The sequence below is a fragment of the Streptomyces iranensis genome (genome assembly GCF_017874715.1).
Lineage (GTDB): Bacteria > Actinomycetota > Actinomycetes > Streptomycetales > Streptomycetaceae > Streptomyces > Streptomyces iranensis.
Window position 1 is genome coordinate 1 of the sequence record NZ_JAGGLR010000042.1, and the last position, 14,812, is coordinate 14,812.

The following is a 14,812-nucleotide window of genomic DNA, read 5'->3' on the forward strand; positions in this document are numbered from 1 at the left end:
CGCCCGGTTACATTCCGAACCCGGAAGCTAAGCCTTTCAGCGCCGATGGTACTGCAGGGGGGACCCTGTGGGAGAGTAGGACGCCGCCGAACAATTCTTCAGAAAGACCCCGATGGGAAATTCATTCCCCTCGGGGTCTTTTTTATGTCCATGTCCACTACGCCCCGGTGCGGGGCCTGTGCGGGCCTACCGGTAGAGTCATGGAGCATCATCGGCCTGTTTCTCACGGGAGGCTCCCGGGTGGAGGTACAGGAGACACGAGTCCAGACGGACCGTGTGCTCACCATCCCGAACATCCTCAGCGCTGCGCGCCTCGTCGGCGTGCCGCTTTTCCTGTGGCTGATCCTCCGGCCCGAGTTCGGCGGGCCCAACAGCGACGGCTGGGCGCTGCTGGTACTGGCGCTGAGCGGTATCAGCGACTATCTCGACGGGAAGCTGGCCCGTCGCTGGAACCAGATCAGCAGCCTCGGCCGGCTTCTCGACCCGGCGGCCGACCGCCTCTACATACTGTCGACTCTTGTCGGCCTCACCTGGCGTGAGATCCTGCCCCTCTGGCTCACCGCGGCCCTTCTCGCGCGAGAGCTGGTCCTGCTGGTGATGGTGGGCATCCTCCGGCGCCATGGCTATCCGCCGCCCCAGGTGAACTTCCTCGGCAAGGCGGCCACCTTCAACCTGATGTATGCCTTCCCGTTGCTCCTTCTGAGTGAGGGAAGTGGCTGGCTTCACACGACCGCCGCTATTTTCGGATGGGCGTTCGCCGGATGGGGTACAACACTCTATTGGTGGGCAGGAGTCCTCTACGTGGTTCAGGTCCGCCGACTCGTCAGGGCGGACACCGCGGCCGACTGAGCTCGCCGTAGCGGCGTCCATAGAGGCCGGGGCCCGTAGCGACTTCAGGTGTAAGGGCCATCGGGCGTGCGCGGTCGGCATGACCGTCGTCTCTTCAAGGAGGACGCTTCCGATATGAAGGCCGTCGTGATGGCAGGGGGCGAGGGGACTCGTCTGCGCCCGATGACCTCGACCATGCCCAAACCGCTGCTGCCCGTGGCCAACCGGCCGATCATGGAACATGTGCTGCGGCTGCTCAAGCGGCATGGTCTCAGCGAGACCGTGGTGACAGTCCAGTTCCTCGCCTCCCTCGTCAAGAACTACTTCGGTGACGGCGAGGAGCTCGACATGGAGCTCACGTACGCGAATGAGGAGAAGCCACTCGGCACCGCGGGAAGCGTCAAGAACGCGGAGGAAGCGCTCAAGGACGACACCTTCCTTGTGATCTCGGGTGATGCCCTGACGGATTTCGACCTCACGGATCTGATCGATTTCCATAAGGAAAAGGGTGCCCTTGTCACCGTCTGCCTGACCCGCGTTCCCAATCCGCTCGAGTTCGGTATCACCATCGTTGACGAGGGCGGAAAGGTCGAGCGCTTCCTGGAGAAGCCCACCTGGGGCCAGGTCTTCTCGGACACCGTCAACACCGGCATCTATGTCATGGAGCCGGAGGTCTTCGACTATGTCGATCCCGATGTCCCGGTCGACTGGTCCGGAGATGTCTTCCCCCAGCTGATGAAGGAAGGCAAGCCCATCTTCGGCTATATCGCCGAGGGCTACTGGGAGGACGTCGGCACCCATGAGAGCTATGTGAAGGCCCAGGCGGACGTTCTCGAGGGCAAGGTCGATGTCGAGCTCGACGGATTCGAGATCTCGCCCGGCGTATGGGTCGCCGAGGGGGCGGACGTGCATCCGGAGGCCGTGCTCCGCGGTCCGCTCTACATCGGGGACTACGCCAAGGTGGAAGCCGGTGCCGAGATCCGCGAACACACCGTCGTCGGCTCCAATGTCGTGGTGAAGAGCGGCGCCTTCCTCCACAAGGCGGTGGTGCACGACAACGTGTACGTCGGCCAGCAGAGCAATCTGCGCGGCTGTGTCATCGGCAAGAACACCGACATCATGCGTGCCGCCCGGATCGAGGACGGGGCCGTCATCGGCGATGAGTGCCTGATCGGCGAGGAATCGATCGTCCAGGGCAATGTCCGGGTCTATCCGTTCAAGACCATCGAGGCGGGCGCGTTCGTCAACACCTCGGTGATCTGGGAGTCCCGGGGGCAGGCCCATCTGTTCGGCGCCCGCGGCGTCTCCGGCATCCTCAATGTGGAGATCACTCCGGAGCTCGCGGTGCGGCTCGCCGGGGCGTACGCCACGACCCTCAAGAAGGGCTCCACGGTCACCACGGCGCGTGACCACTCCAGGGGCGCGCGGGCACTCAAGCGGGCGATGATCTCCGCCCTGCAGACCAGCGCCATCGACGTACGGGACCTGGAGAACGTGCCGCTGCCGGTGGCCCGGCAGCAGACCGCGCGCGGCAGCGCCGGCGGCTTCATGATCCGGACCTCGCCCGGGGTGCCCGACTCGGTCGACATCATGTTCTTCGACGAGCGGGGCGCCGATCTGTCCGCGGGCGGTCAGCGGAAGCTGGACCGGGTGTACGCCCGCCAGGAGTACCGCAGGGCGTTCCCGGGCGAGATCGGTGACCTCAGTTTCCCGTCGAGCGTCTTCGACTCGTACACGGGCTCGCTGCTGCGTGCCGTGGACATCAGCGGCATCGCCGAATCCGGCCTGAAGGTCGTCGTGGACGCCGCCAACGGCAGCGCCGGACTGGTGCTGCCCAGCCTGCTGGGCCGGCTCGGGGTGGACGCGCTGACCATCAACCCTGGCCTGGACGAGTCGCGTCCGACGGAGACCGCCGACGCCCGGCGGTCGGGGCTGGCGCGGCTCGGCGAGATCGTCGCCTCGGCGCGTGCCGCGTTCGGAGTGCGGTTCGACCCGGTCGGTGAGCGGTTCTCGCTCGTCGACGAGCGGGGCCGGATCGTGGAGGACGACCGGGCGCTGCTGGTGATGCTGGACCTGGTGGCCGCGGAGCGGCGGAGCGGGCGGGTGGCGCTTCCGGTGACCACGACCCGTATCGCCGAGCAGGTGGCGGCGTACCACGGCACACAGGTGGAGTGGACGACCACCGCGGCGGACGATCTGACCCGGGTCGCCCGGTCGGAGTCCACCATCTTCGGAGGCGATGGGCGCGGAGGGTTCATCATCCCCGAGTTCAGCAGCGTCTTCGACGGTACGGCCGCCTTCGTCCGGCTCATCGGGCTGGTGGCGCGCACTCAGCTGACATTGAGTCAGATCGATGCCCGGATTCCGCGGGCGCATGTCCAGCGGCGTGATCTGGCCACCCCCTGGGCGGTCAAGGGTCTGGTCATGCGGCATGTGGTGGAGGCCGCGGGGGACCGTTCCGTGGACACCACCGACGGGGTGCGGGTCGTGGAGACCGACGGGCGATGGGTCATGGTGCTGCCCGACCCGGCCGAGGCGGTCACCCATCTGTGGGCGGAGGGCCCGGACGACGCGTCCGCGCAGGCCCTGCTGGACGAGTGGTCGAGCGTCGTGGACAGCGCGGGGCGCTGATCGTGGGGCCGCCCGAGCGCGTCTGAGCACGTGGGGCCGCCGTCCCGAGGTCCCGGATCCGGCACGCCGGAGGGGCCATTCGGTGGCGGCGGCCCCCACGTGCGACGATGTGCGGCATGTCGCAGCAGCCCCCCGTTCGGAGCACAGCATCGCCGCGCCCGCGCCCGCGCCTCGACGCGTCCATGTCGCTGCTGACCAATGTGATGGACCACAGCCTTGACGACGGCTACGCCGAGGCCGCCGCGCGGCGCGGGGAGACCGGTCGCTCGGGCCTGCCGCGCACCGTGCGGGCCAAATTGGGGCTGGCCTTCGGGCTCGTCCTGGTCGCGGTCGTCATCACCATCGGGGCCGCCGAGGCGCGGATATCGGCGCCGACGCTGGCCAAGGAGCGGGGAGAACTGATCGACCGCATCGAGACGGGGAACTCGAACGCGGACAAGCTCGCCCGGAGCGTGGACAAGCTCCGCGGTGAGGTCGGGGAGAAGCAGCGGCAGGCACTGGAGAAGCACGGCGGGGCCAAGGCCGATCTGGTGGCGCTGCTCTCGGGGGCCAACGAGGTGACGGGCCCCGGGGTGAAGCTGGTGGTCGACGACGCCAAGGACGCGGCGGGCAGCGGCGGGGGACCACGGGAGAGCGCCGACTTCTCCGACACCGGCCGGGTGCGCGACCACGACATGCAGCGTGTGGTCAATGGCCTGTGGGAGTCGGGCGCGGAGGCCGTCTCGATCAACGGGCAGCGGCTGACGGCGCTCTCGGCGATCAGGGCCGCGGGAGACGCCATACTGGTCGACAACAAGCCGCTGGCGCCGCCGTATACGGTGCTCGCGGTGGGGGACGGGCAGCGGTTGAGCACCGCTTTCCAGAACAGCGCGGACGGACAGTACCTGCATGTGCTGCAGCAGAACTATGACATCCGTACGAGCATTTCCGCCCAGGACTCGCTCCGGCTCCCGGCCGCGCCGAGCCTGATCGTACGCACCGCGGAACCGATAGCCGGTGGTTCCGGCAAGGGTGACGCCGACACAGGGAAGGGCACATCGTGATCGCCGTATTGGGGCTCATCGTGGGAGTCGTGGTGGGACTTGTGGTCCGACCCGTGGTGCCGACGGTGGTCGAGCCCTATCTGCCGATCGCCGTCGTGGCGGCACTCGACGCGGTCTTCGGGGGCTTCCGGGCGATGCTGGACGGGATCTTCGACGACAAGGTCTTCGTCGTATCGTTCCTGTCCAATGTGGTGGTGGCCGCACTGATCGTCTTCCTCGGTGACAAGCTGGGCGTCGGTGCCCAGCTGTCGACGGGAGTCGTGGTCGTGCTCGGTATCCGGATCTTCTCCAACGCGGCCGCGATCCGCCGCCATGTGTTCCGGGCGTGAGGCCGATGACGACCGACGACACCCCGGAAAGGCCCGAGAGCGCGCAGTCGGCCGAAAACCGACGGCAGGCCGACACGCCGCGACAGTCGGCCGAAACGCCACGCGAGTCCGCCGACACGCCGCGACAGCAGCCGGCCGACACGCCGCACCAGCCGGCCGACACGCGGCCTCCGGCCGAGAGGGACACGAAGGCCGAGCAGCCGGCGAAGGCCGGACAGGCGGCGAGGGCCGAAACGCCCGAGAAGGCCGCTGAGCCGCCCCGGCGGTCGCCCGAGCCGCCGCGCCGGCCGGAGACGCCCGAGCAGCCGGCGGGCCCCGGGGAATCCCGCGAGCGGGCCGAGCCCAAGCGGGCCGAGCCCAAGCGACCGTCGGCGGCCGGACCGCCGCGCCAGGGCACCCCGTCGCCCGCCCGGAAGCCCGAGCGCCGTGACGCGCCCGGGGAGCGGCCGGGCAGGCCCGCCACGCCCCCGCCGGGCGGCTTCAAGGATCTGGCTCTCAGGCGGCCCCTGCCCAAGGCCGTGCTGCCCGAGGCCCTGCCGCCGCAGGCCCAGGGCCGGCCCGTCGCGGCGGACACGCCCGGGGCGCGTGCCGAGGGCCCCAGGCCCGCCGACGGGTCCCGGAGCGGCGCCGGAGAGCGTGTGGGCCCCGCCCCCGGCCCCGGGGGCTCCGGGGGCAATCGGAGGCCGGCGGACGCCTTGACCGGCCGCCAGCGGCTGGTCAAGGGCGTATGGCCGCCGCGGCTCACCCGCGCGCAGCTGATCGTCGCCCTGCTGCTCTTCGGCCTCGGCCTGGGTCTCGCCATCCAGGTGCGCTCGACCAACGAGAGCAGCGTGCTGCGCGGCGCCCGGCAGGAGGACCTGGTCCGGATCCTCGACGAGCTGGATTCCCGCACCCAGCGGCTCCAGGACGAGAAGCGCCGTCTCGAGAACCAGCGCACCGAGCTGGAGAACAGCTCGGACCAGGCCGAGGAGGCCCGGAAGCAGACGCTCCAGAAGGAGCAGCAGCTGGGCGTGCTCGCGGGTACGGTGGCAGCACAGGGTCCTGGTATCACGATCACCATCGACGACTCCCGGGGCTCCGTGGAGTCGGACATGCTGCTCGACACCGTCCAGGAGCTGCGCGCGGCGGGCGCCGAGGCGATCCAGATCGGCAAGGTGCGCGTGGTCGCCGGCACCTACTTCTCGGACAGCGGTGGCGCGATCCGGATCGATGGACGGAAAGTGACGCGACCGTATGTTGTGAAGGTGATCGGCAAGCCGGAGGATCTGGAGCCGGCCCTGAACATCCCGGGCGGGGTGGTGCAGAGCCTGGAGAAGGAGCAGGCCACAGTGTCCGTGCAGCGGGATAAGAAGATCGTTGTGGATGCCTTGCGATCGGCGAAGCGGCCTGACTACGCTCGGTCGTCATCACGGTGAGGCGGTTCGAAATGAGGGTCTCTCGGGGAGACCATGTGGACGCGGGGGGTCAACGCACCAGAAGATCCGCGCGTGATGGAAACTGTCTGGTGGTCACGGACGTTGTGAGGGTGTCCGGACCGTCTGGTGTGTGCATCGAGGGTTTGTCCTGCCCCACGGGCGGGTCTGTTTCAGTCAAGGGGAATCGCCCGTGAAGTTGTTCGGGAAGTTGTTCGGTAAGAGTGCCCGCCAGGATGGCGGCAGCAGCACCGCTCGCCACCGCGCCTCGCGTGCCGCGGAGGAGAGCGGAGGGGGAGCCGAGGAGCGCCCGCTCTTCCGTGACCAGGTCGGCGGGCAGGGCGCGTCTGTTGACCCCTCCGCGACCGGGCCCATAGGTTTCGAGGACCCATCGGCCTCTCACAGTGGTGGAGGGTTCGGCTTGCCGGTCTGTCAGCGGTGTGGCCACCGGAACGCGGAGGCCAGCCGGTTCTGCTCCAATTGCGGCGCCCCGCTGCGGGGCGGCGCGCCCTCCGAGCGTGCCTCGGAGACCACCTCCACCATTTCGATCTCGGGTCTCGAGGCGTACGACTCCGAGGTGACCGGGCAGACGCCGCTGCCGTCGCTCAGCCCGGAGGCGCAGGCCGCCGTAGAGGCGCTGCCCCTGGGGTCGGCCCTGCTGGTGGTCCGCCGCGGGCCGAATTCCGGCAGCCGCTTCCTGCTGGACAGTGATGTCACCACGGCGGGCCGTCACCCGCAGAGCGACATCTTCCTGGACGATGTGACGGTCTCCCGCCGCCATGTGGAGTTCCGGCGCGGCCAGGACGGCAGCTTCACCGTCTCGGACGTCGGCAGCCTCAACGGGACGTATGTCAACCGGGAGCAGATCGACGCGCCGGTGGTCCTGACCAGTGGGGACGAGGTGCAGATCGGTAAGTACCGGCTGGTCTTCTACCCGAGCCAGCGGGGCGTCGGCATCTGACCCGTCAGGGGAGGTCCATGCTTCAGACACCGTCGGGCGGTGCCGATACCGGCACCGCCCCCACGGGTGGCCGGTCGATGAGCATCGGCACCGTGCTGAATCTGTTGCGGGACGAGTTCCCCGAGGTCACCATCTCCAAGATCCGCTTCTTGGAGTCGGAGGGGCTGGTGGAGCCGCGGCGGACGCCGTCCGGCTACCGCAAATTCAGCCAGCAGGACGTGGAGCGACTCGGCCATATCCTCCGGATGCAGCGTGACCACTACCTGCCGCTCAAGGTCATCCGGGAGCATCTGGACGCCCTGGAGCGGGGCGAACCGTTGCAGCTTCCTGCCGTTTCGCAGGGAGCGCAGCAGCCCGGACCGCTCGACGGCGGCCCCGGCGCGGTCCCGGACGGCCCCACGGCCGCCCGGGTCGGCCGTGCCGAGCTGCTGGCAACGGCCGAGGTCAGCGAGGCGGAGCTGGCCGAATGGGAGTCGTACGGGCTGCTCGCGCCGACCGCGGACGGCGGGTACGACATCGAGGCGGTGACCGTCGCCCGGCTCATCGCCGAACTCGGTCGTTTCGGCCTGGAACCACGTCATCTGCGAATCATGAAAGCCTCCGCCGAGCGCGAGGCCGGAATGGTCGAGCAGGTGGTCGCCCCGCTGCGGTTGCATAGAAATCCGCAGACCAGAGCGCATGCGGAAGCCAGTGTGCGGGAGCTCGCCACGCTCTCCGTACGGCTGCACGCGGCCCTGGTGCGGTCGGCTCTGAGGGTCCAGGAGCGGTGACCGACCGGGCCCCGACTATCCAAACCGGCCGGGCACGTCCTAGGGTTGCTGTGTGAACGAGCTCGACGTCGTGGGTGTCCGGGTGGAAATGCCCTCCAACCAACCGATCGTGCTCCTGCGTGAAGTGGGAGGCGACCGCTACCTCCCCATCTGGATCGGACCAGGTGAGGCGACCGCGATCGCCTTCGCTCAGCAGGGCATGGCTCCGGCGCGCCCGCTGACCCATGATCTTTTCAAGGACGTACTCGAAGCGGTCGGCCAGCAGCTCACGGAGGTCCGGATCACGGATCTGCGCGAGGGGGTCTTCTACGCGGAGCTGGTCTTCGCCAGCGGTGTGGAGGTCAGCGCTCGGCCGTCCGACGCCATAGCGCTCGCGCTGCGCACCGGAACGCCGATCTACGGCAGCGACGGCGTGCTGGACGACGCCGGTATCGCGATCCCGGACGAGCAGGAGGACGAGGTGGAGAAGTTCCGCGAGTTCCTCGACCAGATCTCGCCCGAGGACTTCGGAACCAGCAGCCAGTGAACCGCAGCCAGTGAACCGTATGCCGGTCCTCGCTCGCGCATTCGAGTAGCCTTTCCCGGACGAGGGACACGGGAAACCACCCTTAGGGTGATTATCACTCGGCGTGCCGAGTGTGGCGATCGTTGACGCACCCCGGGTGACTGCCTACCTTCAAGATGGCAGGTCGAGGACGGAGGTCGGCGTGAGAAGCACCGGCGACGGCACGGCGGCCGGAGGTCCGTATGCGCTCCAGGGGGGCGCATCGGCCGATCCGGCAGTGAAGGCTCGGGTCGCGGCACAGGGCGCACCGCCGCGTGAGCCCGCCGCAGGGGGGACGGAGCAGGTCGGATACCGCGGACCCACCGCGTGTGCGGCCGCGGGCATCACCTACCGCCAGCTGGACTACTGGGCCCGCACCGGGCTGGTGGAGCCGAGCGTCCGGCCGGCGTACGGCTCGGGCAGTCAGCGGCTCTACAGCTTCCGGGACGTGGTCGTCCTCAAGATCGTGAAGCGGCTGCTGGACACCGGTGTGTCGCTCCAGAACATCCGGGCGGCGGTGGCCCACTTGCGCGCCCGGGAGCTCGACGACCTGGCCCAGATGACGCTCATGAGCGACGGCGCGACCGTCTACGAGTGCACCTCGCCCGATGAGGTCGTGGACCTCCTCCAGGGTGGCCAGGGCGTCTTCGGGATCGCCGTGGGCGTCGTCTGGCGGGATGTGGAGAGCGCGCTGTCCCAGCTGCACGGCGAGCGGGTGGACACCGGCGAGACGCTGGTCCGGCACAACCCGACCGACGAGCTCGCGGCGCGCCGCAACCGGGCGGGTTAGCGCCGGCCCCTTCCGTTGGGCGCCCCGGTGGTGAACCGAGTGGCGCCCCGGGCCCGCCCCCCTTGGGCGTTGTGCCGCCCCATTGTCAGTGGTGTGCGGCAGCATCGGAGGTGTGAGGGGTGCGCCGACGATTCTCCATCTGGACATGGACGCCTTCTACGCCTCGGCGGAGCAGGCGGCCAAGCCCAGCCTGCGCGGAAAGCCGGTGATCGTAGGGGGCCTGGGGCCGCGTGGCGTGGTGGCCACGGCCTCCTACGAGGCCCGGGTGTTCGGGGTGCACTCGGCCATGGCGATGGCCCAGGCCCGCCGCCTGTGTCCGAACGCGGCGTTTCTCATCCCCCGCTTCGCCCTCTACCGCGAGGTGAGCGACGCGGTCATGACCCTGCTGCACACGCTGTCACCCCTGGTGGAGCCGCTGAGCCTGGACGAGGCGTTCGTCGATCTGGAGGCTGGCGGCACCGAGCCCACCGTCGAGGCGGCGCGCGCCGTGGCGGAGCGGCTGCGAGCCGACATCAAGTCGGCCACCGGGCTGACCGGATCGGTGGGGCTCGCCGGATCCAAGATGCTCGCCAAGATTGGTTCGGAGCAGGCCAAGCCGGATGGTCTGGTGGTCATCGAGCCCGGGACGGAGCGCGATCTGCTCGGACCGATGTCGGTGCGGACACTCCCGGGGGTCGGCCCCGCCACGGCGGAGACGCTGCGCCGGGCCGGGATCCACACCGTGGCCGAGACGCGGGAAGCGGGCGAGGCGGAGCTGGTGCGGTTGCTGGGCAGAGCCCATGGCGCGTCGCTGTTCCTGATGGCCGAGGGCCGGGACGAGCGGCCCGTCGTCGCCGAGCGCGACGCCAAGTCCATATCGGTCGAGGACACCTTCGACGTCGACCTCACCGACCGCACCCGGGTGCAGCTGGAGATCGCGCGGCTCGCCGACCGCTGTGTGCGGCGGCTGCGCGAGGCGGGCCGCTCGGGGCGGACGGTAGTGATCAAGGTGCGGCGGTACGACTTCTCCACGCTCACCCGTTCGGAGACGCTGCGCGGACCGACCGACGACCCGGCCGTGGTGCGGGAGGCCGCGGCACGGCTGATCGACGGGGTGGACACCACGGCGGGTGTGCGGCTGCTGGGGGTCGGCGTCAGCGGACTGGCGGACTACACGCAGGAGGATCTCTTCGCGCAGGCCGCGCAGGCCGCGCAGGCCGCGCAAGCTGCCCAAGCCGCGCAAGCGGCTCAGACCGCTCAGACCGCTCACGAGGGCGTGGGGGACGCCGGGCGCCCGCCGGGGCCCGAGAGACCGGAGTCCGCGGGAGAGGGCGCGGGAGAGGCTTCTGAGGACGCTGAGAAGCCGCGGCGCTGGCTCCCGGGCTCCGATGTACGGCACGCCGAGTACGGGGCGGGGTGGGTGCAGGGGAGCGGGGTGGGCCGGGTGACCGTGCGCTTCGAGGAGCCATGGTCGCCCCCGGGCCGGGTACGGACGTTCCCCGTCGACGACCCGGCGCTGCAGCCTGCCGACCCCTTGCCACTACTGCGCCCGGATGCGGATGCGGATGCGGAGGCGGAAGAGGCCGAGGGTCCGGATCCGGACCCGGGGGCAGTCGCCTTCTCGGCCCCGGATCCGGCCGCGGACCCGGTCCCGGCGGAGACCCCGGGCCCCGAGGCGGACCAGGAGGTGGTCGGGGACCTGGCTCCGGAGGAGGCCGCGGGCCCGGACCCGGGCTGGGCCTCGGCCCCGCACCCGGATGAGGGCATGTGCCCTGGCCCGGAGGAGGCCGAGGGCCCGGACGGGCCGGCCCCGGGGGCCGGCGGGCCCGAGCCCGGCCGGGGGCCGGGTCAGCCCGTGACGTCCAGGCCGTAGTGGTGGTAGAGCTGAAGCTCCTGCTCGGGGGAGAGGTGGCGGCCGACGCCGAAGTCCGGGGCGTCCTTGATCAGGGACCGGTCGTACGGCACCCGCAGGGCGTCGCCGACGACCTCGCTCGGTTCGAGCGGTACGAAGACGTCCCGGCTGAACAGCCCGGTGCGTACCGCCGCCCATTCGGGCTCGCCGGTCGCGTCGTCGAGATAGACCTCGTCCACGGTGCCGATCTTGGCGCCCTCGCGGTCGAATGCCTTGCGGCCGATCAGGGTCCGCGGGTCGATATCGGTCTGCACGCTCTCTCCCACAGGTGGCAAACAGATGGCAAGCAAGTGGCAAGTGCCCATTGCTACCTACAAAAAGCCACATCGCCGCACTCGGCCACTCGAACGCCCGCGACCGTCCCCCGCGGCAGAACCGCTGGTACGCTGACTGTGGCTGCAGACCCCGTGCGGGAGAGTCCTCCGCCGACGCTGTCGGAGGCGCCGAAGGAGCAAACCCTCCCCGGAATCTCTCAGGCACACGTACCGTGCGGGTGAGGTCACTCTGGAAAGCAGGGCGGGCCACGGGCGAGCAGAGTTCCGGAACCCCTCCTCACCGACGGTGAAAACCGGTCAGGCGGTATGTGGGCCGGTGAAGCTCTCAGGTTGAGATGACAGAGGGGGAGGCCGTCCGGGCACCCGAGCCGCGGTGCCCCTCGTAGGTCGTCACAGACCAGGAGGCCCCCGCAGATGACCGCCAATCGCATCGCACTCTCCGACTTGGAATCCAGTACTCCGTTCGAGCGGCGCCACATCGGCCCGGACGGTGAGGCACAGGCCAAGATGCTCGCCCAGGTCGGCTTCGGCTCGCTGGACGAGCTCACCGAGGCGGCCGTACCGGACGTCATCAAGAGCACCGAGGCGCTGGACGCCCTGCCGCCGGCCCGCAGCGAGCCGGAGGTCCTCGCCGAGCTGCGCGCGCTCGCCGACCGCAACCAGGTGCTGCCGTCGATGATCGGCCTCGGCTACTACGGCACCCACACCCCGCCGGTGATCCTGCGCAATGTGCTGGAGAACCCCGCCTGGTACACCGCGTACACGCCCTACCAGCCGGAGATCTCCCAGGGCCGGCTCGAGGCGCTGCTGAACTTCCAGACCGTCGTCGCCGATCTGACCGGGCTGCCCACGGCGGGTTCCTCGCTGCTGGACGAGGCCACCGCGGCCGCCGAGGCGATGGCGCTGTCGCGGCGCGTCGGCAAGGTCAAGGAGGGCGTCTTCCTGATCGACGCCGACTGTCTGCCGCAGACCATCGCGGTCATACGGACCCGCGCCGAGCCGACCGGTGTCGAGGTCGTCGTCGCCGACCTGGCCGAGGGCATCCCGGACGAGATCGCCGAGCGCGGGGTCTTCGGCGTGCTGCTGCAGTACCCGGGCGCCTCCGGTGTGGTGCGCGATCCGCGCCCGGTCATCGAGCGCGCCCATGAGCTGGGCGCCGTCGTCACCGTCGCCGCCGACCTCCTCGCGCTCACCCTGCTCACCTCGCCCGGCGAACTGGGCGCGGACATCGCGGTGGGCAGCAGCCAGCGGTTCGGCGTCCCGATGGGCTTCGGCGGACCGCACGCCGGTTTCATGGCGGTGCGCGACGCCTACGCCCGCAACCTCCCCGGCCGTCTGGTCGGGGTCTCGGTGGACGCCGATGGCGACAAGGCGTACCGGCTGGCGCTGCAGACCCGTGAGCAGCACATCCGCCGGGAGAAGGCCACCAGCAACATCTGCACCGCTCAGGTGCTGCTGGCCGTGATGGCCGGGATGTACGCCGTCTACCACGGCCCGGACGGGCTCGCGGCGATCGCCCGCCGTACCCACCGCTACGCCTCCGTGCTCGCCGAGGGGCTGCGGGCCGGTGGCGTCGAGGTGGTGCACGGCGCGTTCTTCGACACCCTCACCGCGCGGGTGCCGGGCCGGGCCGCCGAGGTCGTCGCGGCGGCCCGTGAGGCCGGGGTCAACCTCCGGCCGACCGACGCCGACCACGTCGGCATCGCCTGCGACGAGACCACCGGCCGCGCGCAGCTCGCCGCCGTGTGGTCCGCGTTCGGGGTGGACGGCGGCAACGGCGAAGCCTCCGGGATCCCCGGGATCGAGGAGCTGGACGCCTCGGCGCCGGAGGCGCTGCCCGCGGCCCTGCTGCGCCAGGACGGCTATCTGACCCATCCGGTCTTCCACCAGCACCGCTCCGAGACCGCGATGCTGCGCTATCTGCGGCGCCTGGCCGACCGTGACTACGCCCTGGACCGGGGCATGATCCCGCTCGGCTCCTGCACCATGAAGCTCAACGCGACCACCGAGATGGAGCCGGTCACCTGGCCGGAGTTCGGCGCGCTGCACCCCTTCGCACCGGCCGAGCAGGCCCAGGGCTATCTGACCCTGATCCGTGAGCTGGAGGAGCGGCTGGCCGAGGTCACCGGCTACGACAAGGTCTCGCTCCAGCCGAACGCCGGGTCCCAGGGCGAGCTCGCCGGGCTGCTGGCGGTGCGCGCCTACCACCGGGCCAACGGGGACCCCCAGCGCACCGTCTGCCTGATCCCGTCCTCCGCGCACGGCACCAACGCCGCCAGCGCGGTGATGGCCGGTATGAAGGTCGTCGTGGTCAAGACCGGTCAGGACGGCGAGGTGGACACCGACGACCTGCACGCCAAGATCGAGCAGTACGGCGACCAGCTGGCCGTCCTGATGGTCACCTACCCCTCCACCCACGGGGTGTTCGAGGAGCACATCACCGAGATCTGCGCGACCGTGCACGACGCGGGCGGCCAGGTCTACGTGGATGGCGCCAACCTCAACGCGCTGGTCGGGCTCGCCGAGCCGGGCCGGTTCGGCGGCGATGTCTCGCATCTGAACCTGCACAAGACCTTCTGCATCCCGCACGGCGGTGGCGGCCCCGGCGTCGGCCCGATCGCGGTGCGCGAGCATCTGGCGCCCTACCTCCCCAACCATCCGCTGCAGCCCGCCGCCGGTCCGGCCACCGGCGTCGGCCCGGTCTCGGCCGCGCCGTGGGGCTCCGCGGGGATCCTGCCGATCTCGTGGGCGTACATCCGGCTGATGGGTGCCGAGGGGCTGCGGCGCGCGACCCAGGTCGCGGTGCTCGGCGCCAACTACGTCGCCAAGCGCCTCGAGCCGCACTACCCGGTGCTCTACACCGGCCCCGGCGGCCTGGTGGCGCATGAGTGCATCGTGGATCTGCGTCCGCTGACGAAGGCCATCGGCGTGACCGTGGACGATGTGGCCAAGCGCCTGATCGACTACGGCTTCCACGCGCCGACGATGTCGTTCCCGGTCGCCGGGACGCTGATGATCGAGCCGACCGAGAGCGAGGATCTGGCGGAGCTGGACCGGTTCTGCCAGGCGATGATCGCCATCCGGGCCGAGATCGAGAAGGTCGGCTCCGGCGAGTGGGCCAAGGAGGACAATCCGCTGCGGAACGCCCCGCATACGGCGGCGTCGCTGACCGCGGAGTGGGACCACCCGTACTCCCGGGAGGAAGCGGTCTTCCCGGCCGGGGTCTCGGCGGCCGACAAGTACTGGCCGCCGGTGCGGCGGATCGACGGGGCCTACGGGGACCGCAACCTCGTCTGCTCCTGCCCGCCGCTGGAGTCCTACGAGGGCTGAGGGGCTTG

12 protein-coding genes, 1 rRNA gene and 2 riboswitches are annotated in these 14,812 nt (G+C 70.3%); of the genes, 12 read left to right on the forward strand and 1 reads right to left on the reverse strand.

Annotated features, from left to right (window positions below):
- From rrf to J2Z30_RS47065, 11 genes are all read left to right on the forward strand, one after another.
- A 5S ribosomal RNA gene (gene rrf, locus J2Z30_RS47015) occupies positions 1-92 on the forward strand; the annotation flags it as partial.
- 148 nt (positions 93-240) lie between these two features.
- Positions 241-849 (forward strand): cardiolipin synthase ClsA, encoded by a 609-nt coding sequence (gene clsA, locus J2Z30_RS47020; protein ID WP_044579321.1) that lies wholly within the window; start codon positions 241-243, stop codon positions 847-849.
- Positions 850-963: 114 nt separating this feature from the next.
- On the forward strand, positions 964-3,459 hold the full coding sequence (locus tag J2Z30_RS47025; protein WP_044579325.1) for a mannose-1-phosphate guanyltransferase: 2,496 nt from the start codon (positions 964-966) through the stop codon (positions 3,457-3,459).
- A 116-nt stretch (positions 3,460-3,575) separates the two neighbouring features.
- Entirely contained in the window at positions 3,576-4,502 is a 927-nt protein-coding gene (locus tag J2Z30_RS47030; RefSeq protein WP_044579330.1) for a DUF881 domain-containing protein, read from the forward strand.
- A complete protein-coding gene (locus J2Z30_RS47035) occupies positions 4,499-4,831 on the forward strand; it encodes a small basic family protein (protein ID WP_014058688.1) in 333 nt (110 codons plus the stop codon). Before J2Z30_RS47030 ends, J2Z30_RS47035 begins: the two co-directional genes overlap by 4 nt.
- A gap of 533 nt (positions 4,832-5,364) precedes the next feature.
- On the forward strand, positions 5,365-6,246 hold the full coding sequence (locus tag J2Z30_RS47040; RefSeq protein WP_044582336.1) for a DUF881 domain-containing protein: 882 nt from the start codon (positions 5,365-5,367) through the stop codon (positions 6,244-6,246).
- 130 nt (positions 6,247-6,376) lie between these two features.
- The gene (locus J2Z30_RS47045) at positions 6,377-7,204 is read left to right on the forward strand and encodes an FHA domain-containing protein (RefSeq protein WP_372453418.1); all 828 of its coding nucleotides are present in this window, start codon (positions 6,377-6,379) and stop codon (positions 7,202-7,204) included.
- Between the two features lie 17 nt (positions 7,205-7,221).
- Positions 7,222-7,974: a transcriptional regulator FtsR gene (gene ftsR, locus J2Z30_RS47050; RefSeq protein ID WP_044579340.1), complete on the forward strand. Its 753-nt coding sequence runs from the start codon at positions 7,222-7,224 to the stop codon at positions 7,972-7,974.
- A 52-nt stretch (positions 7,975-8,026) separates the two neighbouring features.
- Positions 8,027-8,500, forward strand: coding sequence for a bifunctional nuclease family protein (locus tag J2Z30_RS47055; RefSeq protein ID WP_014058684.1), 474 nt, complete (start codon positions 8,027-8,029; stop codon positions 8,498-8,500).
- A 181-nt stretch (positions 8,501-8,681) separates the two neighbouring features.
- Entirely contained in the window at positions 8,682-9,308 is a 627-nt protein-coding gene (locus J2Z30_RS47060) for a MerR family transcriptional regulator (protein WP_044579342.1), read from the forward strand.
- Between the two features lie 112 nt (positions 9,309-9,420).
- Positions 9,421-11,160 carry a DNA polymerase IV gene (locus tag J2Z30_RS47065; protein ID WP_308280275.1) on the forward strand — a complete coding sequence of 580 codons (1,740 nt, stop codon included), beginning with the start codon at positions 9,421-9,423 and terminating at the stop codon, positions 11,158-11,160.
- On the opposite strand, the gene J2Z30_RS47070 is transcribed toward J2Z30_RS47065, so the two are convergent.
- Positions 11,136-11,453, reverse strand: coding sequence for a PRC-barrel domain-containing protein (locus J2Z30_RS47070; protein WP_044579346.1), 318 nt, complete (start codon positions 11,451-11,453; stop codon positions 11,136-11,138). The two genes, J2Z30_RS47065 and J2Z30_RS47070, sit on opposite strands and share 25 nt — an antisense overlap.
- A 146-nt stretch (positions 11,454-11,599) precedes the next feature.
- Positions 11,600-11,697: riboswitch (glycine riboswitch) on the forward strand.
- Position 11,698: 1 nt separating this feature from the next.
- Positions 11,699-11,823, forward strand: a riboswitch (glycine riboswitch).
- Positions 11,824-11,888: 65 nt separating this feature from the next.
- Here J2Z30_RS47070 and gcvP point away from each other — a divergent pair.
- Positions 11,889-14,804 (forward strand): aminomethyl-transferring glycine dehydrogenase, encoded by a 2,916-nt coding sequence (gene gcvP, locus J2Z30_RS47075; RefSeq protein ID WP_044579347.1) that lies wholly within the window; start codon positions 11,889-11,891, stop codon positions 14,802-14,804.
- Positions 14,805-14,812: the final 8 nt, after the last annotated feature.